Source organism: Mesobacillus maritimus (genome assembly GCF_019749255.1).
GTDB lineage: Bacteria > Bacillota > Bacilli > Bacillales > Cytobacillaceae > Mesobacillus_B > Mesobacillus_B maritimus_A.
Genome location: NZ_JACWFH010000008.1, coordinates 488,411 through 509,324 on the forward strand (window position 1 = coordinate 488,411; position 20,914 = coordinate 509,324).

The 20,914-nt window shown below is 38.5% G+C and carries 22 protein-coding genes; 15 read left to right on the plus strand and 7 right to left on the minus strand.

Translation table 11 applies throughout. The features are described 5' to 3' along the window. Positions 1-86 precede the first annotated feature (86 nt). Positions 87-908: a hypothetical protein gene (locus H0185_RS07825; RefSeq protein ID WP_221872789.1), complete on the plus strand. Its 822-nt coding sequence runs from the start codon at positions 87-89 to the stop codon at positions 906-908. Between the two features lie 35 nt (positions 909-943). On the opposite strand, the gene H0185_RS07830 is transcribed toward H0185_RS07825, so the two are convergent. Further along, on the minus strand, positions 944-1,186 hold the full coding sequence (locus H0185_RS07830) for a DNA alkylation repair protein (RefSeq protein ID WP_221872791.1): 243 nt from the start codon (positions 1,184-1,186) through the stop codon (positions 944-946). A gap of 317 nt (positions 1,187-1,503) precedes the next feature. On the opposite strand from H0185_RS07830, the gene H0185_RS07835 reads away from it, so the two are divergent. Continuing rightward, positions 1,504-2,184 (plus strand): response regulator transcription factor, encoded by a 681-nt coding sequence (locus H0185_RS07835; RefSeq protein WP_221872793.1) that lies wholly within the window; start codon positions 1,504-1,506, stop codon positions 2,182-2,184. Further along, positions 2,181-3,578: a sensor histidine kinase gene (locus H0185_RS07840; RefSeq protein WP_221872795.1), complete on the plus strand. Its 1,398-nt coding sequence runs from the start codon at positions 2,181-2,183 to the stop codon at positions 3,576-3,578. The genes H0185_RS07835 and H0185_RS07840 overlap by 4 nt, the downstream gene beginning before the upstream one ends. Positions 3,579-3,634: 56 nt before the next feature. Here the strand turns inward: H0185_RS07840 and H0185_RS07845 are convergent, their stop codons facing one another. Both H0185_RS07845 and H0185_RS07850 read right to left on the minus strand, forming a co-directional pair. Beyond that, a complete protein-coding gene (locus H0185_RS07845) occupies positions 3,635-4,153 on the minus strand; it encodes an Hsp20/alpha crystallin family protein (protein WP_221872796.1) in 519 nt (172 codons plus the stop codon). 33 nt (positions 4,154-4,186) lie between these two features. Further along, the gene (locus H0185_RS07850) at positions 4,187-4,666 is read right to left on the minus strand and encodes an Hsp20/alpha crystallin family protein (protein ID WP_221872798.1); all 480 of its coding nucleotides are present in this window, start codon (positions 4,664-4,666) and stop codon (positions 4,187-4,189) included. Positions 4,667-4,858: 192 nt separating this feature from the next. Here H0185_RS07850 and H0185_RS07855 point away from each other — a divergent pair, with 192 nt between their 5' ends. From H0185_RS07855 to H0185_RS07865, 3 genes are all read left to right on the plus strand, one after another. Next, positions 4,859-5,638: an SDR family oxidoreductase gene (locus H0185_RS07855; RefSeq protein WP_221872800.1), complete on the plus strand. Its 780-nt coding sequence runs from the start codon at positions 4,859-4,861 to the stop codon at positions 5,636-5,638. 504 nt (positions 5,639-6,142) lie between these two features. After that, entirely contained in the window at positions 6,143-6,910 is a 768-nt protein-coding gene (locus H0185_RS07860; RefSeq protein WP_221872802.1) for a CAP domain-containing protein, read from the plus strand. A 109-nt stretch (positions 6,911-7,019) separates the two neighbouring features. After that, positions 7,020-8,213: a DHH family phosphoesterase gene (locus H0185_RS07865; protein WP_221872804.1), complete on the plus strand. Its 1,194-nt coding sequence runs from the start codon at positions 7,020-7,022 to the stop codon at positions 8,211-8,213. 46 nt (positions 8,214-8,259) lie between these two features. Here H0185_RS07865 and H0185_RS07870 read toward each other — a convergent pair whose 3' ends face one another. Continuing rightward, positions 8,260-8,820, minus strand: coding sequence for a GNAT family N-acetyltransferase (locus H0185_RS07870; RefSeq protein WP_221872806.1), 561 nt, complete (start codon positions 8,818-8,820; stop codon positions 8,260-8,262). 480 nt (positions 8,821-9,300) lie between these two features. Next, positions 9,301-10,080 (minus strand): undecaprenyl-diphosphate phosphatase, encoded by a 780-nt coding sequence (locus H0185_RS07875; RefSeq protein ID WP_221873083.1) that lies wholly within the window; start codon positions 10,078-10,080, stop codon positions 9,301-9,303. A gap of 165 nt (positions 10,081-10,245) precedes the next feature. Between H0185_RS07875 and H0185_RS07880 the strand changes: the two genes are divergently transcribed. The 5 genes from H0185_RS07880 to dapF all read left to right on the plus strand — a co-directional run bounded on the left by H0185_RS07880 (position 10,246) and on the right by dapF (position 14,556). Continuing rightward, on the plus strand, positions 10,246-10,566 hold the full coding sequence (locus H0185_RS07880) for a DUF4870 domain-containing protein (RefSeq protein ID WP_221872808.1): 321 nt from the start codon (positions 10,246-10,248) through the stop codon (positions 10,564-10,566). Between the two features lie 499 nt (positions 10,567-11,065). After that, complete coding sequence (locus H0185_RS07885; protein ID WP_221872810.1) at positions 11,066-11,917, plus strand: patatin-like phospholipase family protein; 852 nt, start codon at positions 11,066-11,068, stop codon at positions 11,915-11,917. A gap of 104 nt (positions 11,918-12,021) precedes the next feature. After that, positions 12,022-12,798 (plus strand): hypothetical protein, encoded by a 777-nt coding sequence (locus H0185_RS07890; protein ID WP_221872812.1) that lies wholly within the window; start codon positions 12,022-12,024, stop codon positions 12,796-12,798. Between the two features lie 98 nt (positions 12,799-12,896). Continuing rightward, the gene (locus H0185_RS07895; protein ID WP_221872813.1) at positions 12,897-13,472 is read left to right on the plus strand and encodes a redoxin domain-containing protein; all 576 of its coding nucleotides are present in this window, start codon (positions 12,897-12,899) and stop codon (positions 13,470-13,472) included. A gap of 121 nt (positions 13,473-13,593) precedes the next feature. Further along, on the plus strand, positions 13,594-14,556 hold the full coding sequence (gene dapF / locus H0185_RS07900) for a diaminopimelate epimerase (protein WP_221872815.1): 963 nt from the start codon (positions 13,594-13,596) through the stop codon (positions 14,554-14,556). Between the two features lie 856 nt (positions 14,557-15,412). Here the strand turns inward: dapF and H0185_RS07905 are convergent. Next, positions 15,413-17,245: a DNA ligase D gene (locus H0185_RS07905; RefSeq protein WP_221872817.1), complete on the minus strand. Its 1,833-nt coding sequence runs from the start codon at positions 17,243-17,245 to the stop codon at positions 15,413-15,415. Positions 17,246-17,387: 142 nt separating this feature from the next. Here H0185_RS07905 and ku point away from each other — a divergent pair, with 142 nt between their 5' ends. The 4 genes from ku to H0185_RS07925 all read left to right on the plus strand — a co-directional run bounded on the left by ku (position 17,388) and on the right by H0185_RS07925 (position 20,331). Continuing rightward, positions 17,388-18,239, plus strand: a complete 852-nt coding sequence (gene ku, locus H0185_RS07910; RefSeq protein ID WP_221872819.1) for a non-homologous end joining protein Ku — start codon at positions 17,388-17,390, stop codon at positions 18,237-18,239. A gap of 527 nt (positions 18,240-18,766) precedes the next feature. Then, positions 18,767-19,285, plus strand: coding sequence for a hypothetical protein (locus H0185_RS07915; protein ID WP_221872821.1), 519 nt, complete (start codon positions 18,767-18,769; stop codon positions 19,283-19,285). A 50-nt stretch (positions 19,286-19,335) separates the two neighbouring features. After that, positions 19,336-19,839: a metallophosphoesterase family protein gene (locus tag H0185_RS07920; RefSeq protein WP_221872823.1), complete on the plus strand. Its 504-nt coding sequence runs from the start codon at positions 19,336-19,338 to the stop codon at positions 19,837-19,839. 96 nt (positions 19,840-19,935) lie between these two features. Beyond that, positions 19,936-20,331 (plus strand): cytosolic protein, encoded by a 396-nt coding sequence (locus tag H0185_RS07925; RefSeq protein ID WP_221872825.1) that lies wholly within the window; start codon positions 19,936-19,938, stop codon positions 20,329-20,331. 25 nt (positions 20,332-20,356) lie between these two features. Here the strand turns inward: H0185_RS07925 and H0185_RS07930 are convergent, their stop codons facing one another. Continuing rightward, positions 20,357-20,653, minus strand: coding sequence for a DUF6509 family protein (locus H0185_RS07930; RefSeq protein ID WP_221872827.1), 297 nt, complete (start codon positions 20,651-20,653; stop codon positions 20,357-20,359). Positions 20,654-20,914 lie beyond the last annotated feature (261 nt).

Below are 20,914 nucleotides of genomic sequence, written 5' to 3' on the forward strand. Positions count from 1 at the left end.
TTTGTTATCAGGTTCAACTTTTGAATAGTGAAGGAGGATAAAGGAAAAACTTTTTTCGCAGACCTTAAATGGAAGCGGTGATAACAATGCGGGTACTTCAATTGGCAATGATTCTTTTGCTAGCCATAACAATGGTTGAACAGAAGGTAGAGGCGAAAAAGGTGGAAATCGAAAAGCTTCCATGGGAGCAGGTAAATCAAAAACTCCCGCGCTATAGTAAATTTATTGTGGAGGACCTAGAAACTGGGAAGAAGTTTAAAGTTCAACGTAGGGCAGGAAGTCGACACGCGGATGTACAGCCACTTACTTCAAAAGACACGAAAATTATGAAAGCCATTTACGATGGGAAATGGAGTTGGAAAAGGCGAGCAATTATTGTACATTCTAAGGAAAAGAAAATTGCGGCATCTATGCACGGAATGCCTCATGGTGCTGGTGCACTAAAAAATAATTTTCCTGGTCATTTTTGCATTCATTTCTATGGGAGTACCACGCATCGTACCAATTTCATGGACCTCTCTCATAAACTGATGATTCTCAAATCCGCTGGTGAACTAGAACACTTTCTGGCGAAAAGCAACCCATATGATGTAGCAAATGCCTATTTAGCAGGCTTAAAACAGCAGGACCTCAAAATTGTCTCTTTAACTTCTGCCCAAGATTATAATTGGGACGTCGTTTTACCTGAAATTGAGAATATAACGGTCGATAGAATGGCGGTACTGCCTGTGGAAGACATAAAAGGTGAACTTGTTTTGAATGTTCCTGTTAGTCTCACGATACAATTGCGGGGCATTGGGTATCGTCGTTATGATCGAACGTTAAAGCTTGTCAGATTTACCCCGTATGAGAGTTGGAAAGTTGATTCAAATTCATTCCTCAAAGAGAATAAAATTTCGTTCAAATAATGAAAGGCTGAAATCAATGGTTTCAGCCTTTTTCTCTAGTTCTGCTCGCCGAACTTAATGAACGTTTTTTCATCTTCAATTAGGCCGCACACCCCGCATTGAACTCTTAATTCTGGACCACGGTAAGGTGTGTGGAAAGGGTCAAGTTGTGAGTTGCTATAGTCCTCTACAACTTCGCCTGACTGTGGGTTAAGCTTTACAGATTGAGGAACTTGTTTGATAAGATTGAATCTACTCTTATTGGTCCGGCAATTTGGACAGCGGTAAGGAACATTCATTTTATCACTCCTTCATAATTTTCAATACTAGTATTTTTTGCAGCTTATAAAGCATTTATGTAGGCAGTGTGAAGATTTGATGATTCGCCTTGAAAAAGAGACTAAACCTCGTTAGAGTTCAAATACTCTAACGATTTTTAATGAAGTTAATAAAATCAAAAAGTATGTCATCTTCGTCACAACTCTTCTATCAAATTTCATCATTTCAATAGAATTTTAACGGTATAATAAAAATGAGCTAGATCCATGTGCTGAAATATTACAGTTTAATGGAAAGATAGAAAATGATGCAAATTGCTTATAGGGAGAGAGAAGGAATGTATCCTGTTAGAGTGTTACTCATTGATGATGAAGAGGATATGAGAGACCTGGTGCAAATTTATTTAGAGAATTCCGGTTATCGCTGTTTTCAGGCAGCGAGTGCTGCAATGGCATATGAAATTTTAGAAGAAGAACAAATAGATTTAGTTATTTTGGATATCATGATGCCAGGTGAGGATGGATTTGTGGTTTGTGAAACCATTCGCTCTTTCTCCCAGATTCCGATTATTTTTTTATCTGCCAAAGGTGAAGAATGGGACAAAGTCAAGGCGTTGCAACTAGGAGGGGATGATTATATTGTTAAGCCCTTTAGTCCAGGTGAATTAGTTGCAAGGATAGCCGCTGTGTTAAGGCGAACGACACCAACCATACAGGAAGAGAAGGTTGTTAAGTTTGGGAAACTATCAATAGATAAAAAGGCACGCCGTGTAATTGTCGAGGGAAAAATTATTCCTTTAACGCTTAAAGAATTTGAGTTGTTAACGTTCTTGATTGATCATGCTTCACAGGCGTTGAGTAGAGAACAGTTGTTGGAACATGTATGGGGGATTGACTATATTGGAAGCCTCAGAACGGTTGATACTCACATTAAAACGCTAAGAATGAAATTGGGAATCGGGGATTATATCCAGACGGTATGGGGAATCGGTTACAAGTTTGAGGTTGCTAGTTCATGAAACGATTAGCAGATAGCTTGCTGAAGAAATTGTGGTTAACCATTACAATAGCTGTATTGATTACAATTTCTGTTTCATTTATACTATCCTATTTATTTTATGAGAAATTGTATGTGGATCGAGTTGAGGAAAATCTTCTTGAAACTGGAGAATTGCTCGCTCAGGATTACCAGGGAGGACCATTATCGGAAAATTTAAAAGCTCAAATAAAATGGTTCAACGAAAAGTCTGAAATGGAGGTTTTTTTGATTCAAAGCTCTGGTGAGTTAAGCAGTTGTCTACCATTTGAAACTAAAGATGATGCATTATTTCCATCGCAAGATTTAGCACAACTCGAACAAGGGCAGAGTATCGAAAAAATAGGCTTTGAAAAACTTTTTGGTCGTAAAATCATTGCTGTAATCATTCCTTTACTCAGTGGTGATGATCTTGAGGGGATGATTTTTCTGTATGTCCCACTTGCTAAAATTTCAGAGATAACAAAAGATTTCTCTTATCTTTGGCTTATAGGTGGAGTAGCCTTCATTGTGGTTGCACTTATACTCGGGTTCATCATGATTGATCGGTTAACTCGCCCGCTTGTGGATATGAAAAGAGCTGCTAAACGCGTGGCGAAAGGAGATTACTCTACTAGAGTGGTTATCCATTCAAACGACGAGGTTGGGCAATTAGCAGCAGCCTTCAATCAAATGTCTGCATCAATCCAACTAGAAGATGAGAGAAAAAGAGAATTTTTAGCCGATGTCTCTCATGAACTGCGAACGCCAATTTCCTATATTAAAGGATATAGTGAGGGGTTAGTTTCTAGTGTCATAAACAATTCTCAAGAACAAGTGAAATATCTTAAACTTATCAATAGAGAAGCGGGGAGAATGGGGAAACTGGTTTCAGACTTGCTAGACTTATCGAAGATTGATGCAGGGCAATTTACGCTTGATAGACACCCTTTTCCGTTGGCACAACTCATCGAGGATTTCGTTCAAAAATACTCACAGGTACTAACAGAGAAAAGAATTACGTTGGTGGTTCACCTTGATCCGGACATTATCATCGATGCAGATGAAGGGAAAATGGAACAGATACTGCAAAATATTATGGATAATGCCGTCAGATACACAGACCCTGCCGGAAAGATTGGCATTAGGTTAGAAAAACATCCCTATGGAGCTAGAGTCGAAATCTCTGATTCAGGGATTGGAATTCCAGCGGAAGATTTACTGAAAATTACCGAGAGATTTTACCGAGTAAACAAAGCAAGATCTAGAAGCAATGGTGGAACAGGGTTAGGACTTGCGATTGCAGAAAAGCTCATTGCGCTTCATTCTGGTAAAATTGAGATTGAAAGCGAATTAGGGAAAGGAACCACTGTTCGTTTGCTATTCAGAGTGATGTAGCTTTAGGGGATAGATAGAAATTACAGAGCAGATTGATGAAAATCTGCTCTGTTTGTCTATTCTTGATTATGCATTTCATTAAGGGGAGAGGATCTTGAAATTTCGATATGGATTGGAACAGCGTCTTCTTCTTTGATGATAGGGCAAATGATGGTTAAAAGACCATTATCGAGGTTAGAGTTGATGTTCTGTTTATTTACCTTTACTGGTAGTTTAATTGATTTTACAAAGCTTCTATCGGAACGCTCTTTTAAATAATACTGTAAGCTTGGCTTTAAAGTAGAGTAATTTCCCTGAATGACTATTTCTTGGTCTTTTAGACTGACAACAACATCTTCTCTTGAAATACCAGGTAATTCTGCTTGTATAAACAATTGATCATTTTCCTCAAACATATCACAGCGGGGGAATAATCCTTTTATCTTAGTCTCGTTCATCAGATTTGAGATTGTTTCGCCAACCCTTTCATTACCCGAAAACGGTTGCTCTGATTGGTTAAAGACTTCTTTCCAAAAGCTTTCGGCTGCATATTGTTTTGTCAGGTCTAGCCAATTTTTCCATTTTTCCGTTTCCATAGTTAACAACCTCCTCTAAACCGCTAACTCCATTTAATCTTCTTGAATTTCAATCTCAGAAATCTGTGTCTGTACACTCCGCGGGATTCTTATTTCAAGTACTTCCTCTTTATAATTAGCTACAGCCCCTTTTTTTCTAACAGCCGCAGGTAATTTAAAGATGTGTTTATCACCTGGAGAAGGAATATGTTCAATAATGGCTTCATGTGAGGTGTGAAAAATTTTAATCTCTCTTAACCAATGATCTTCTTTAATAGGAATTCTTAAGAAAACAAAATCATGTGTTTCAAAAACAATCACGTTTAGGTTGCTTTCTTTGTGAGAGGAGGGTTGGTCATTGGTGAAGCTTTGGACCCCTTTCAGCCACTCTTGCGGATTTAACATGCCATCCATATCCTTGGGAAACATATTTGAAATCATGTTCTGAACGTATTTGTCAATGTCATTAGGATTCATGTTACTAAACTTTTTTTTCATTTCCTCGTTAAAAGGAAGATGATTCCACGGGAGCATCAACCTTTCCTCCTTTTATCCGTCATAACCGGTAAATTCTCATTTGGGCATCTTATTGTGGTATTCTATGCAGGAAATCGCCTAGTGGTTAAGGAATCATTAACTATGAGGAATGATTGACACCAACATTTGCATAAACATCTAGTACTAATTACTATTGAGTTAATGAATAAAAAATGGTGAGGTATAAATGTGGGTAAAAAAACAGCACTTATAACAGGAGGGGCATCAGGGATTGGCAGAAGGACGGCGGTTGAACTCGCTTCTGAAGGAATTGATTTAGTCATCAACTATCGGCATAGTCGGGACAAAGCGGAAGCCTTTGCAAAGTCATTAACGTCAGAATTTGGTACCAAAAACGTTCCAATAGGTGGAGATGTGTCAGACTATCAACAGTGTTGCGAAATGGTGGAGAAGATAAAAAAACATTTCTCTTCTCTTGATATCCTTGTCCATAATGCTGGACCTTATATCCATGAACGGAGAAAGATGGTTGACTATTCTATTGAAGATTGGCACTATCTCATAAATGGAAACCTCAACTCGACTTTTTATCTCGCAAGTCTTCTTATTCCAGATATGAGGAAGCGTGAGTGGGGAAGAATCATTACCGTTGGGTTTGACCGGGTTGAATCCGCACCCGGCTGGATCTATCGCTCCGCTTTTGCTGCCGGAAAATCAGGTCTTGCTTCGTTAACGAAATCAATTGCTCTTGAAGAAGCTGAATTTGGGATTACTGCTAATATGGTTTGTCCTGGAGATATTGTTGGGGAGTGGAAAGAACGAAACATTGAAGACGCAATTGGAGAAAATGATGCATCGGTTCCGGTAGGGAGACCGGGAACGGGTGAGGATATCGCCAGGGTGATTTCCTTTTTATCAGACAAGAAATCAGATTATATTACAGGCAGTATCATCCCTGTCACAGGGGGCAAGGATGTTCTCGGAAAAGTCTACAGGGATAATAAATAAGGCAAACAAAAAAGCTAACTACTAGGGAGATGAAATCCAGGAGTTAGCTTTTTTGTTTGCCAATTTATATTGGTGGAACTAGTTGTAGTAATCACTAAGAGTTTTGGGGTGTTCGCCGCGATACAGTAACGCTTTTGAACTCTAAATCTAGCGTTTTAATGAATAGTAAAGTTAAACATATGGTTTTAAAACTAGTCATTTAATCGTAATCTATGTAAAAAATGAGGTCTGTTTAAAAGGTTGTCAACCCCAAAATATATGAAAAAACTAGATTTCATGTAAAATAGTGGATTATAAGTGAATTAATTACAAATCGACTGGTACTTTCATAAAACATAGACAGGTCATTGAAAAAAATTCTCTCTCTTTGGGAGATTTCTATGACTGTTCATTCATTATTCTAGCAAAAAGACGTATTTGGAAATTCCTTCCTAAAATATTACAAAAATCAAATGCTATGATAAAAGGGCAAGCGAGAGAGAAACAATCTAGGGAGGAACTATAATGAAAAAGAAAATGATATTGTCAGTAGCAGCAACAGCGGCACTACTTTTAGGAGCACCAGGTGTGAATGGTGCAGATGCGGCAAGTCCATCCAATACTATTGAAAAAAAGGTATACGTTTATCAAACTGGAAACCTCAACTATGACCAAATAAATAGCTATCTACAAAAATATTTAAAAGGCTATAACATCAATTGGGAGAGCGTAAATACAACTCCATCTAAAGATCAACAGTCTGAACAGCAAGTGAATAAACCTGAGGGAGAAAAACAACCTATTTCAACTCAGCAACCAACAACTCCGGCTCCAGAAAAGGTACAGCAACCAACTGCTCCGCCGGTTCAAGAACAACCAACAAAACCAAGTGAAGGTACTCAAGCTTCTTCACAGGTAAGTGCATATGAGCAACAGGTCGTGAATTTAACCAACCAAGAACGCGCAAAGCAAGGCCTACCTGCTCTAAAATTGGATACAGAATTGAGTAAAGTAGCAAAAGAAAAATCACTTGATATGAAAAATAACGGATATTTCAGCCATACAAGCCCTAACTATGGGTCTCCATTTGATATGATGAAGCAGTTCGGCATTTCATACCGTGCGGCAGGAGAAAACATCGCAATGGGACAGCGTTCACCAGAAGAAGTTGTGAATGCTTGGATGAATAGTGAAGGTCACCGTAAAAATATTTTAAGCAGTTCATTTACTCATATTGGTGTAGGTCATGTCGCGGACGGGAACTATTGGACACAAATGTTTATTGGAAAATAAAGTATGACGCCGGGTCCTCCAACTTTTTGGAGGCCTGGCTTTTTTGTGGTTTAATTAGGGGAAAGAATGATACCCTATGGGGAGAACAATTAGATAGCAGGTGAAGAGTTTGTATAAATTGTATACTCATAATGATCTTGATGGTGTTGGATGTGGGATTGTAGCGAAACTGGCATTTGGTGACAAAGTAGAGGTAAGGTATAACTCCGTAATGGGATTAGACACACAGATTGAACGGTTGTTTGAACATGAAAAGAAGGTAAGTGAGTTCCATTTATTCATAACCGATCTCTCCATTAATGAAGAAAATACAAAGCGTGTCGAGAAGCTCTATCAGAGTGGGGGAAAGGTAAACTTTATTGACCATCATAAAACAGCCCTTCACTTTAATGATTATCGCTGGGGTTCGGTCCAAGTTGAATATGAGGACGGCAGGCTAACTTCGGCTACTTCATTGCTTTATGAACATTTTCTTGAAAATAAGTGGATTCAACCATCTAAAGCTGTTGACCAATTCGTAGAACTCGTTCGGCAATATGATACATGGGAATGGGATCAAAACGATAATGTAAAAGCGAAGCAATTGAATGATTTGTTTTTTATGTTCTCGATAGATGAATTCGAGGGAAAAATGCTTGACCGATTAACAAAGCATAAAGAGGGCTTTGAGTTTGATGAGTTTGAACAAAAGCTTCTTTCAATGGAAGAGGACAAAATCGAGCGATATGTTAAAAGAAAAAAACGAGAGACGTTTCAAACGTTTATCGATGATTATTGTGCAGGGATTGTCCACGCAGAGTCCTATCATTCTGAGCTTGGCAATGAACTTGGGAAAGAATATCCACACTTAGATTACATAGCGATTTTAAACGTCGGTGGGAAAAAAATTAGTTTTAGAACCATTCATGACCATGTTGACGTATCCGCTGTTGCGGGCCAATTTGGAGGTGGAGGTCATGCAAAAGCTTCAGGCTGTTCGATGGGAAAGGAAGCCTTCGAATTATATGTTCAGGAAGTGTACCCATTAGATCCGATAAAACAAGACGCGTTTAGAAATAGATACAATCTGAAGGAATCCCCAAAAGGGTCACTTTATGATACTAGACAAGGCGAAAAATTCTTGATTACTCCAGTTAAGGAAGATAAATGGGGGATTGAGGAGAAAAACGGTAAAATTGACTCTACCTTCAACTCATTCCAAGAGGCAGAGAATTATTTGAAAAGAAATTTCGGTGCCTCACTCTCTCGGGATGATGTGTACGTCCAGTACTTAACCAATTTTTATTTAAAACAAAAAGAGTAACCAAAAAGGGAGTTCACAAATTTTGTGAGCTCCCTTTATCTATTTCCTAGGCTTCTAATCTGTGTGAATCTTCCCCTATTTGAACCATTTCCCTGCGTAAATATAAGGAGTATTGGTCCTTAGGGATTTCGTATAGATCATAAATTTCGCTAGTGGCGTTAAGTTGTTCGTAAATCGTTTTTCTAGTGTCATTAGCTTTTACTACATATGGAAGCTTCTCCGCTGCTTTGATTGAGCGGATGTTTTCTTTTCGAATACGCATAAAGATGGTTTCAATGTCACGTTCATAAAATACTTCTTGGAAAAAAGCATCTTTCGCAGGTCCATTGTAGCCTTTCCCATGATAAGGTTTGCCAATCCAAGTTCCTAAGAAGCCTGCACCATCTTGAATATCAAATAAATTAATTGTACCAATTGGGGCTCCCCAATCGTCTAGTATCGTTCTTGAAATGAGCTCTCCTCGTTCTTCTGCTTCAATGGTTTGTTTTGATACAAAAACAAACTCATCGTAAGAATATGCCTTTTGACGTACAAAAGGGAAGACATCTGGATGCGACATTAGCTCGAAAAGAACGTGAGAATCCTGAAGATCGCGTTTCTTGAGCATTTTGTATCCCTCCTAATTACAGGGCAGATTTTCTCCATGTATAAATAGACATGGCCCACCCTCGAAATTTTTTGTGAAAATTGCTAAAAAATTTCGGGGTGGGAATCGAACCCACTAGAACCAGGATACTGGTGGCGCACCATTTGCCTTCCCTTATTACATTTCCAATATGAACTTTTTAAATAAACATTTTCCATAGAGAATCATACTAAAAAATCACGAAAAAGAAAATAGTTTTTTTGTGTATTTTTCAAACTATTTTTTGCCAAATTTCATCAATTTTTTTAATAAGCTTTGTTGCTTGAAAGGATAATGGATATTTGGTTTCCCTATCCCTTTATATAGCGTTTTTTGCGAGAAAAAACTTGTGAATTTTAGCGATGGACAGCTCGTATTAGTGTATTTCTTTTATAGATTAGAATAAGATTCAGCATAATGTTTTTGCTCTTTAATACAAACAAATTATGAGGAAAAAGTTTATTAAAATGATCCTGTATATTGTAGGGCTAATACGATAAGTCCTAGTACCCAAACATATAGAGCGAATATCTTTAAAGATTTCTTTTGTAGGAATTGAATCATCCATACAACAGCCACATAACCACAAAGAGCTGAGGCAATTGTGGCTACTAATAAACTGCCAAGAGACACAGCTTCCGTTCCGCCTGAAAATAGCTCTGGTATCTTATAAACTACGCCACCTGCGATTGCTGGGATTGACAGTAAAAAAGAAAAATAAGCGGCTGTCTCTCTGTCTAGTTTTCTAAACAGGGCAGCTGCAATCGTTAGCCCTGACCGAGATAGAGCCGGCATAATGGCAGCGGATTGTGCAACTCCAATAAATAAAGCATCTTTATACGAAATCTGGTGCATTTTTTTACGACCATTTCTAATTCCATCTGCCATCCAAAGAATCATCCCTGTTACAAGGAATTCCCAGCCAATCGTTACGCCACTTTTTGAAATCGAATCAAAGAAATCATCAAATAGTACCCCGACAATGACCGCAGGAATTGTCCCAATGACAAGCAGCTTAGCCGTTTTACCTAGTGGGTGTTTAATCACATCGATGAGCTCATCTTTATAAATGACCAGCACTGCTAATAGAGTCCCAGTGTGAAGCATTGTATCAAGAAACAACCCCGCTTCATCAAGTCCAAAAAGATGCCTGCCTAGATACAAGTGCCCCGTACTTGAAATTGGCAGGAACTCAGTGAACCCTTGAATTACCCCAAGGATGAATGCTTCAATTTTTGACATCATCTCCATACCTATCACCTCATAGAAGTTGCTTGTACTACAAATGTATTCAGATTGTCCAAAACAAGAACTTCTCATCTCAACCGAGTGGAATATACTTAAATGATGAAACTTTTATCTTGGAACTACGTAATTAAGAAAAGGGATGAAAAAGGGGGAAAAGAAATGCCTAGCAATGAGGAAAGACTGCTTTCGGCTGCTATTTATGCAATTAGTTTTTTTACCGTCTTTATTGGACCGCTCGTCATTTGGCTTATAAAAAAGAATGAATCAAGTTATATTGATTTTCACGGTAGAGAATATTTGAACTTCCTAATATCCTACGCTGTATATGGAATCGTTAGTTGGATTCTAATGATAGTTTTAATTGGATTTATCCTAGCACCCGTTGTAGGAGTGCTTGGCGTTGTGTTTACAATCGTGGGTGCGATCAAAGCTTATGAAGGCCAAGAATACCGCATCCCATTCATTTTCAGGATTCTATAATAACAGGAGGTCGAATCACTAGCTTAGTATCAACAAGCTATAGGTTTGGCCTTTTTTTGTTGTACTCTGGATAGCTGGGAACACTCCTATGATTGGTAGGTTGGAGTCTACTAAATCTCAGCGGTGTTCAAAAGAGCCCATCAATACCGTGCAACATTTTCACCGAGTATGGTCAAAAGAGAAGTCTGGTCAGTGGCCAACAGGTGAATTTTTATCGAGTATAGTCAGTGAGGGACCTGGTTAATGCCCATAGCTGGTATAGTTAATGAAGAGGCTCCTTAATATCCAAACAGAAGTACGTTTAATGAGCATAGTCAATGAGAAGGACTAGAGAGAACATTAACTAGGATGAAAGGATTGCCGAATTCCCTAAAATAACCCATTGGAAACAGATAAATACTTTTTACATTGTTTTTACCAGAGCATCTTTTTCTATAAAATTCCTTTAATATGCTAAGATAACTATTGTGAATTTGTTAATGTAGAAAGGAAGATATACGTGGCGATTGATGCAGGTCTTGTCCTTGAAGGTGGAGGGATGAGAGGAGTTTATACGGCTGGTGTTCTCGAGTATTTTCTAGAACAGGGGATTAACTTTCCTTATGTAATTGGTGTTTCTGCAGGTGCAGCCATGGCTGCTTCCTACTTATCCAAACAAAAAGGGAGAAATAAAAAAGTAAATATTGGTTTCATTACAGATCCTCGCTATATATCTTGGCAAAATTTTATTAAAACGAGGCAAGCGTTTGGAATGGATTTTATTTTTGATGAAATTCCGAATAAAATTGTCCCTTATTATTATGAAGAGTTTTACAAGAATGAAGCAGAGTTTGTCGTGGGTACAACCGATTGTTTGACTGGAGAAGCGGTGTATTTTTCAAAAGAAGATTATGGACAAGATATGTTAAAGGCAATCAGAGCGTCCAGTTCATTACCGTTTCTTTCTCCGGAAATTCATTTTAAAAACAAGCTACTTCTCGATGGCGGAATAAGTGATCCCATCCCCATTAAAAAGTCGATTCAAGATGGGAATAAAAAGAATGTAGTTGTTTTAACGAGGAATGAAGGCTATTTAAAAAAGCCATCTAAATTTCAATTCCTTATAAAACGAAAGTATCCACAATACAGTGGTTTGCAAACGGCACTGGCGAAACGGTATCAAGTCTACAACGATACGATTTCCTATTTAACTGAAGAAGAGAAAAAAGGAAATGTCTTGATTATTCGACCGACAGACCCGTTGAAGGTTGGTCGTATGGAAAGAAATCCGGCAAAACTTGAAAAGTTATATAATCAAGGGTATGAAGACGCCAGGAAAGCAAAAGGTCGTCTTTTAGCCTGGGAGTATTGAGCTATCCTCACTGGATAGCTCTTTTTATTGATTTTACTAGAATGAACTTAGTACGAGTTTAATAGAATAGAGTAATAAGCTAATGAAGTGTGAGGAAAAAAATTATGAGCATAAAACAATATTATTACAGAACCGCTCAATCCTATTTATATGCATGTATCCTAGCCATTACTCTGCTTACCCTACTATTAATGATAGGGTTGTTCTTACCTTCAAGACCGCCTTTAGGCTTGCTGTTTATCCCCTTTTTCTTGTTTTCTGTTGTGCAGCTTCAGGGCTATCTACGTTATAGGAAACGCGCGAAGGAGGCTTTATTTGTCTGTTTGGACCAAAAGCTAGATGATTTTTTTACCTATTCCGATTATCTGCTTACTTTTGCCCCAGCACCGGCTCTTAGGCTGTTGCTATTCCATCCTAATAGTTTGCTAGCAGGAGAAATTAAAGAACTCAACCAAACACGTTGGCGCTACCTCTTACCTGATATGCTGGATCGTCGTTTAAAAAAGACATTTGGTTTATATGATTCTACTGGGAAGCTTTTAGCCTATTTTATTGCAGTGAATCAAAAGGTAGAAGTGATGGATGAAGATATGAATGTAGTGATGGTATATGATCATCACCAGCAATTAGGTACCTCTCCCTCTGATGAAGCTGGAGTGAAATTTATGAGGAGTAGCCATTCTAGTACGTATACGGATGTACGTGTAGTGAGGGAAGAGAAAGTTGTGTCAAGATTGCAAAAGGGCTGGATGCCGACCAAGTGGACAAAACACTTTACGATTAACACCCCTATTCTTTCGTTTGACATATCCTCTAATCAAGCAGACAAGCTATTAACTTTGGCTGCTGTCATCAGTCATTATCAATATGAAAATCATTAAGATGACAAACGTTTAGAAAGTTTTCACTTTTTTAATGCAGTTTATGTTCATTTCGTTTTACAATAGCATCAAGAGGTTTTTTCGAAAGGGATGTTAGCATGAAGAAGTTTTTGATTGTGATTGGTATTATTCTCGCTGTCTTGTTTGTCGTCGATATGACGGTTTTAAAGGATGAAGGAATAATTAATAAAGTCGGACTGACCGGAAAATATAAAAAACTGGATAACCTAGATGAACTTCCAGTTGGCTTGGCAGAAGGGAATGTTGCACCTGATTTCTCTTTGGTTGATTTAAATGGGAATTCGATAAAATTAAGTGACCTTCGAGGAAAAAAGGTTCTTGTAAACTTTTGGGCTACGTGGTGTCCACCGTGTAAAGCAGAGATGCCCTATATGCAAGAAATGTATGAAAAATACCAGGAAGATGGGTTTGAAATTTTAGCTGTCAACTCAACTGTAACCGAAAAGGCACGGGAAAATGTTGTAGATTTTGTTTCAGAATATGGGTTGAGCTTTCCAATCCCAATGGATGAGAAAAATCGTGTTTCAAGTGACTATGAAATCATGGCTTATCCAACCAGCTTTTTCATTGATTCTGATGGAGTCATTCGTAGCATTACTGTTGGCGGAATGACAAAAGAGCATCTTGAAGGGGAAATAAAAAAGCTCCCGTAACTGCTTGCCTTAGTTCCACCCGTTTAGTACCGGGTGGTTTTTATTATGGTGATTTTCTTTTTGTTGAACAATCAGTGAAATTATGGCATCTTTTAATATAGTACATAGTTGGGAGGCGAGGATGATGATTGAATTAATAAAGTGTCATGGATCAGGAAATGATTTTCTTTTAATAGATGAAATGGACCGTGATTATGGATTTACAGAGGAGAGTCGTGCTGATCTTGCGAAATCTCTTTGTAACCGTGAAACGGAGCTAGGTGCTGATGGCATTCTGTTTATATTGTCTAGTACAAAAGCGGATGCAAGAATGCGCGTGTTTAATTCAGATGGTTCGGAAGCATCGATGTGTGGGAATGGTTTGCGTTGTGCAGCCCGTTATATATGTGAGAAGCTGGGGGTCACCGAGGCGATTGTTGAGACGATGAAGGCAAACTTGCAAGTGAAAAAAGAAACGGACATCTTCCCTGGAGTTCCAACTTACAATGTTGAAATTTCCCCTGTTTCATTTCGTTTAGAGGACCTCCCGCTAAAACTGGATCAGGAAGAATTAATTCAGCAAAAGATCCCTAGCTTGTCAAATGACCTTGTTTTCACAGCATTAGCTGTTCCAAACCCACATCTTGTGGCAATTGTTAATAATGACCAAGTAGAATCAAACATGCAAAAGGAATTAAGTGAAAAAGTAAATGGACCAAACGAATGGTTCCCTGATGGAGTAAATGTGAGTTTTATAAAGCTCCTTGAGAAGGGAAAAATATATGTTCGCACCTTTGAACGCGGAGTAGGATTTACGAATGCATGCGGAACAGCGATGTCTTCTTCAAGCCTTGTGACCTGTTTGATTGGTGAAAATCAGTTTGAAGAGAAAATTTCTGTTTATAACAACGGAGGCATGGTTCAATGTGTCGTGCACAAAGAGGGAGACCGTTATACGATTGATTTAATCGGCAATGCAACTTATATGTATAAGGCAACAGTTGACGCCATAAGCCAAAAGGTGACTGACAAACATAATTACAGTGAACAAGAGGCCTATCATCATCTGCGTGAACATGCTCAAACTGTGTTAGATGCAAAGTAACAGTAGCAGGAAAGCCCTGAAATATAAAATTTTCAGGGCTTTTTGTCGTTTAGGAATTACACTATCGTCAAAGGTCACATTGAAAGTCCCAACGTGACCAAACAGCCGAGGAAATGCAGGAAACGGTCCCATAGAAGGTCCCAACGTGACCAAACAGCCGAGGAAATGCAGGAAACGGTCCCATAGAAGGTCTCAACGTGACCAAACAGCCAACGAAATCCAGGAAAGGGTCACATAGAAGGTCCCAACGTGACCAAACAGCCGAGGAAATGCAGGAAACGGTTCCATAGAAGGTCCCAACGTGACCAAAAAGCCGAGGAAACCCAGGAACGGTCACATAGAAGGTCTCAACGTGACCAAACAGCAGAGGAAATCCAGGAACGGTCACATAGAAGGTCCCAACGTGACCAAACAGCCGAGGAAATCCAAGAAACGGTCCCATAGAAGGTCCCAACGTGACCCAACAGCAGAGGAAATCCAGGAACGGTCCCATAGAAGGTCCCAACGTGACCAAACAGCCAACGAAATTCAGGAACGGTCACATAGAAGGTCCCAACGTGACCAAACAGCCGAGGAAACCCAGGAACGTCACATAGAAGGTCTCAACGTGACCAAACAGCCAAGGAAATCCAGGAACGGTCACATAGAAGGTCTCAACGTGACCAAACAGCCAACGAAATGCAGGAATCGGTCACATAGAAGGTCCCAACGTGACCAAACAGCCAACGAAATGCAGGAAACGGTCACATTGAAGGTCCCAACGTGACCAAACAGCCAACGAAATCCAGCAAACGGTCACATTGAATGCCTCAACAATATCCTAAAAAACAATTTCCTTCTCTGATGACACCGTTCTTCACTTTGCCCCTTTTCGAAGGACCGCCAATACTGGGTCGAAGTTTTGCTCTTCTTTTACTTTAGGGTAATCTGCAAAAGGAGAACCTTTTTCATTTATTCTTTTCATCATGTTGTTAATTCTAAAGTCTGTAATCGCTAAATCTTCATTCACTTCTTCCCAGTACAATGGAGCCGCTACAGTAGCGTGCTGCTTGCCTCTTGGGGAAAAAGGGGCAATAATTGTTTTTCCTTCTGCATGTTGCACATAGTCAACATAAAGTCGGTTCCCACGTTTCTTCTTCATTCGTTCAATTGTAAAAGAATCCGGATTTTTGCTAATTAGGTATTCGGCAATAAACGCTGTAAACAATCTCGTATCGTCATACGTATACTTATTTTTCGGTAATGGAATGTAAATCTGCAAGCCTTTGTTTCCTGAGGTCTTAATAAAACTAATCAATTCAAGCTGATCCAAGACCTCTTTTATGAGTAATGCTGCTTCAACAGCTAAATGGAAATAATCCCTTGATGGTGGATCAAGATCGAAGACGATTTCATCCGGACCAGTGCTCTCAATGGTTTGAAAAGGGATATGGTACTCCACCGCAATTTGGTTCCCTAACCATAGCAAGGTTTTTAAATCATTACAAACAATATAATTGATTCCTTCTGACATCGAGGTTTGCACGAAATCCGGTGCATAGTCAGGAGCGTTTTTTTGATAAAAAGCTTCTCCAAACATTCCGTGTGGATAACGAATGACCGTTAATAACCTGTCTTTCAAAAACGGGAGCATGAACGGAGAAACTTCTCGTAAATATTGAATGAAATCCATCTTACTGATTGCCGGTTCTTCCCAAATGGGTTTGTCAGGGTGAGTAATTTCTATGCCAGTTGGGAGATTTTTCTGTTGCTCAACAAACTTTTCAAAGGTACAATCCTCAGGTTTTAAATCGAATCGAAATTGATGAAAATGAGGTTCGCGCATTTGGTCTTCATACAGTTCAAGGTATTTAATTTCCAAACAGATTGCCGGGTTAACATAGAGAAAACGGTCATCTTCGCGGACATGATTATCCTTAATGGTTTGAAAGAGAGCTGCCTTTTCATCAGGCTTAAAACCAAAAAGAACAGCTCCGAGAGGAAAGAATTCTTTACCTTTATAAACGGACACATAAAAATACCCATTTGATTTTTCGTAAGCAGTGATAAAACATGATACATATTTCCAGTTCTTGAACTTAAACCATTTATCTGTCCGTTTTCCCTCTTCCCATAAGCTTTTTTGGTGTTTGGCGACGACACCTTCTCCATCGTTTAAAAGGATATGGTCCCATAATCTAGAAAAATTACTTTCGGCAGGGACTAGCTGGAGTGCCTTTGGATTGGACTTTTCAGGAAAAGAAGGCAATTCTAAATCCTTAAAGAAGGTCTCTAAAATTTCGCGTCGCTGGTTATAAGGCTTCTTTGTCAAATCTTTCCCGCGTAGCTTTAGTACATCGAAAACCATCAGCTTACAAGGATTTTCCTTCGCCTTTTCTTTTATTCTTTCCGCAGAACGCATCCTACCCCTAATTTGAATAGCCCCAAAGTTCGCGTGATAGGGACTCTCAAGGTCCACTAGTTCACAATCGAGTGTTAACGGCAGAAAAGGCTGAAAAAGCTCGTGATTGTCTTGTAAAAACGCCTCAATTTCCGGAAAGTTCCCCAAAAGGCTATTTCCATTTCTGCTGGTTAATTTTATGTTTTTATCCCATTCTAGGAAGGCACGAAATCCATCGTACTTTACCTCAAAACGCCATTCCTCTCCTGTTGGACGCTCAAAGGTAAGTGTCGGTAGCATCGGTTTCATGTCAATCTCCTTTCCGGTCCTTTTTTATATGGTTAGTTTTCCAGAAAGGACAAAAACTACTCCACTGGCAAATGTTTATAAGGATGAACCATGATTTCCTACATAAATTAAGGACAACCTACTTAGAAATGGAGATATATCGATGCATACAATGTGGAAAGGAAGCATCTCGTTTGGGTTGGTAAATATCCCAATAAAGCTGCATACGGCAACAGAGGATAAAGACATCAAATTAAGAACACTTCATAAGAAATGTAACTCTCCTGTTAAATATGAAAAAGTTTGCTCCGTTTGTGAAGAGGAATTACAACCTGATGATATTGTGAAAGCATATGAGTACACCAAAGGCAAATATGTTGTTTTAGAAAACGAAGAACTTGAAAGCTTAAGAAAAGAAAATGAAGATAAAGCAGTGGAGATTATTGATTTTGTGAAAATGGAAGAAATTGATCCGATTTATTACAACCGAAGTTATTATATGTCCCCTAATGAAGGGGGGGGGAAGGCGTATTCCTTATTAAGAAAAGCGTTAAAGGAATCGCAAAAGGTTGGGTTAGCGAAAATTATCATCAGGGCGAAAGAACAATTAGCCATCGTAAGGGTTTATGAAAACACACTGGTAATGGAGACCATCCATTTTCCTGACGAAGTCAGGAGTTCCGCTGATGTTCCGAGTGTTCCAGCTGAGGATAAGGTCACAGAAAAAGAACTAGATACTGCGATTATGCTCATTGATCAATTAACAACGGAATTCAATCCTGAAAAATATACCGATGATTATCGAACCGCATTGCTAGAGCTAATTGAAAGTAAGCGGACCGGACAAGAAACAGTTACAGCAAAGGAAAAAGAACCAGTTACCAATGTTACCGATTTAATGGCGGCGCTTCAGGCATCTATCGATCGAACAAAGCCGGATAAGGCAGAAACCGTGAAGAAGAAAGAACCAGCAAAACGAAAGCGTACTGTCACGAAGGTAAAAAAACAAGCATAAACGTGCACCAAAAACCGAATTTTGCATATGCAAAATTCGGTTTTTTTTTTATGTTGACGGTATCTGTAAGAAAATGAATTAAGAGAATGGAAAACGCAATAAAAGAAGGCGGCAGGGTGGAAACCCGCACTTAATGAACCTATAGCGACCGGTACTGCCTTTCTCGCAGGAAAGTTTCGAGGAAATCGGAAAAATAGAAACAAAATGTGAGCCAGAAATGACGGATGAAAATAGAACGCAAGCTTTGTCCTGGACTGGGTGGGAAAAGGTAGTTCATTCTGACATGCCTTTTAATTAAAGGTGAAATATTCTATATAAAGTAATGAATCCATCCTGTTTTTTAATCCCAGACGTATTGAAATACATGAGTAATGTTCTACTCTATTTAAAAACATTTTCATTTTTAAAAAGGAATTTTCAACGTTTTTGTCAAAATAGTATGATGCACCAAACTGAGTGTAAGAGAGAAAGTCATTGTAACGCCCTTTAACAGGGTCAGTGAAAATTTTTAGAAAGGGCTGTTATATATGAAGTCATGGTCGACATGGTTAGTAGCGCTAGCATTAATTGTTGTTCTTGTAGGGGGATATGTGGGTTATTCGGTGACCGAAGGGGATAAGAAAGAGCCGGACACCACTGTAAAAGATGATAGCGGTAAAGTAGTTGCGAGTAACACAGTAGCAGAATTCACTGAAGAGGCGGAAACAAGCAAGTATAAAAATGTTGGTTTGTTTATTAAAGAATTCCACGATACGTATAACGATTCACTTGGATGGGGAGGAATTGACTCTGTGAAATGGAATGAGCAAAAAGACATTGCGACTGAAATTCTGAATGTAATGGAAACCATTCAGACGGAGAATCAAGCATTACAGCAGGACTTAGACAAGATATCCTCCTATGCCAAAGAAGTAATTTCAGGAAAGGAAGATAAGGACAATCTACTAAAGCTTCACAGATTCTTTCATGATTTAGATATTGAGTTTAATGGATATGGTGATACAAAGGATTACTATAATATAACGACATATAAAAGTGGAAGCTAGATAGGAATAAAGTAATTATCACAACTCAACATGTAAAAGGATAAACCATCATGAAAATAGTTGTTCTTTCTGATACCCATATTCCAAAAAAAGCAAAGGGACTGCCGTCAAAGCTAGCCGGTGACTTACGTTCAGCTGATTTAATTATTCATGCTGGTGATTGGCAGACGATTGAGGTCTATCATGAATTATGTCAGTATGGCAAATTAGTAGGTGTCACAGGGAATGTTGATAGTCCTGAGTTAGCGAAAAGGTTAAATGCCAGGGAGATTATCGAGGTAGAAGACTTTAGAATTGGAGTTGTTCATGGACACGGAACTGGTAAGACGACAGAAAAGCGTGCCCAATCAGCGTTTTTAAAAGGGGAAGTGAATTGCATCGTATTTGGACATTCTCATATCCCGTTGCTGAAAAAAGAAGACGATGTAGTCTTGTTTAACCCTGGTTCTGCTACAGATAAACGACGTCAAAAACAATACTCCTATGGACTGATTACATTTAGTTCTGACCTAAAATTTGAACATGTTTTTTATGACGACAAAAGCACACTTTAACGTTATAAAGTGTGCATTTGCTTTGATTAGGACTAAGGAACTTCCTAATTGAACAAAATAAAACCGTCAATTTTGATTAGGGAATGGAGTGGTACTATGAAGTCCTTTACAGTTGATTTTCATGCAGAGGATCAGGTAGGTAAAATGACGGTGCAAAAGTTATCTGAGGAAGATTATAGTCAGGTCACTGCTAATGGAACAAGACATTTGTTTGATCTTGATACGAATATTGGTTTTTTTGTTTTTTTTGATGCTGTTGATAAAGAAGATAAACCAAGTTATCTAATGCTTCAATATGAGGAAGACAATGAAGAGCCTATGGCTTGTTACGGATTTGAGCTTAATGCTTTTTATGAATTTGTAGCCTTGTATTTAAATGATTTAGAATACAATGAAGAAGTGAGTGAGGATGAAGAAGAGTATGGTCCAATCCATCATTTAGCTCACCTTCTATACCATATTGTTGAAGAAGGAAAAGAAATAGAGGTATAAAAAAAGAGCAAGTTGCTCTTTTTTTTTATACCTCTTCTTCTACCGAGAGATTTCCCTTGCAGTAGTCTTTAACAAGTGCTTCCTCATCCTCTTCTAGGGCAAAATCGAGAATGTTTTCTGTGGTGCGTTCAATAAAATAATACTGAAGAATTTTGGGCTCATCATTTACCATTGAAAAAATGACTTTTAGCAATATACCATTTTCTGTATATAACTCATCTTCTTCATCAACTGAAATTCGCAAAAAGAACTCATAGCGATCTCCAGTTAAAACCCCAAACGGATCTTCTAACAATTCAACGGTATGTCCGGTAATTTCCATATAACATCATCCTTTAATTTTTCTCCTCTTATTATATATCGAAAAAGCGTGAAACAATCAACTAATCGAGATTTAGCTCAAAGAAAGATTGAACACAAAGTATTCATTTTTTTATGAATTAAATGTGAAGATTCCAAACTTCTATCATTTTCCTCCAATGCAAAATAAGAAGATAAAGGGATTTGGATATGTGATCCTTTTTTGAATGTCTAAGCTAGTGTGAGTAAACTTTCATATCTGAAAATGGTAAGACCAGATAAT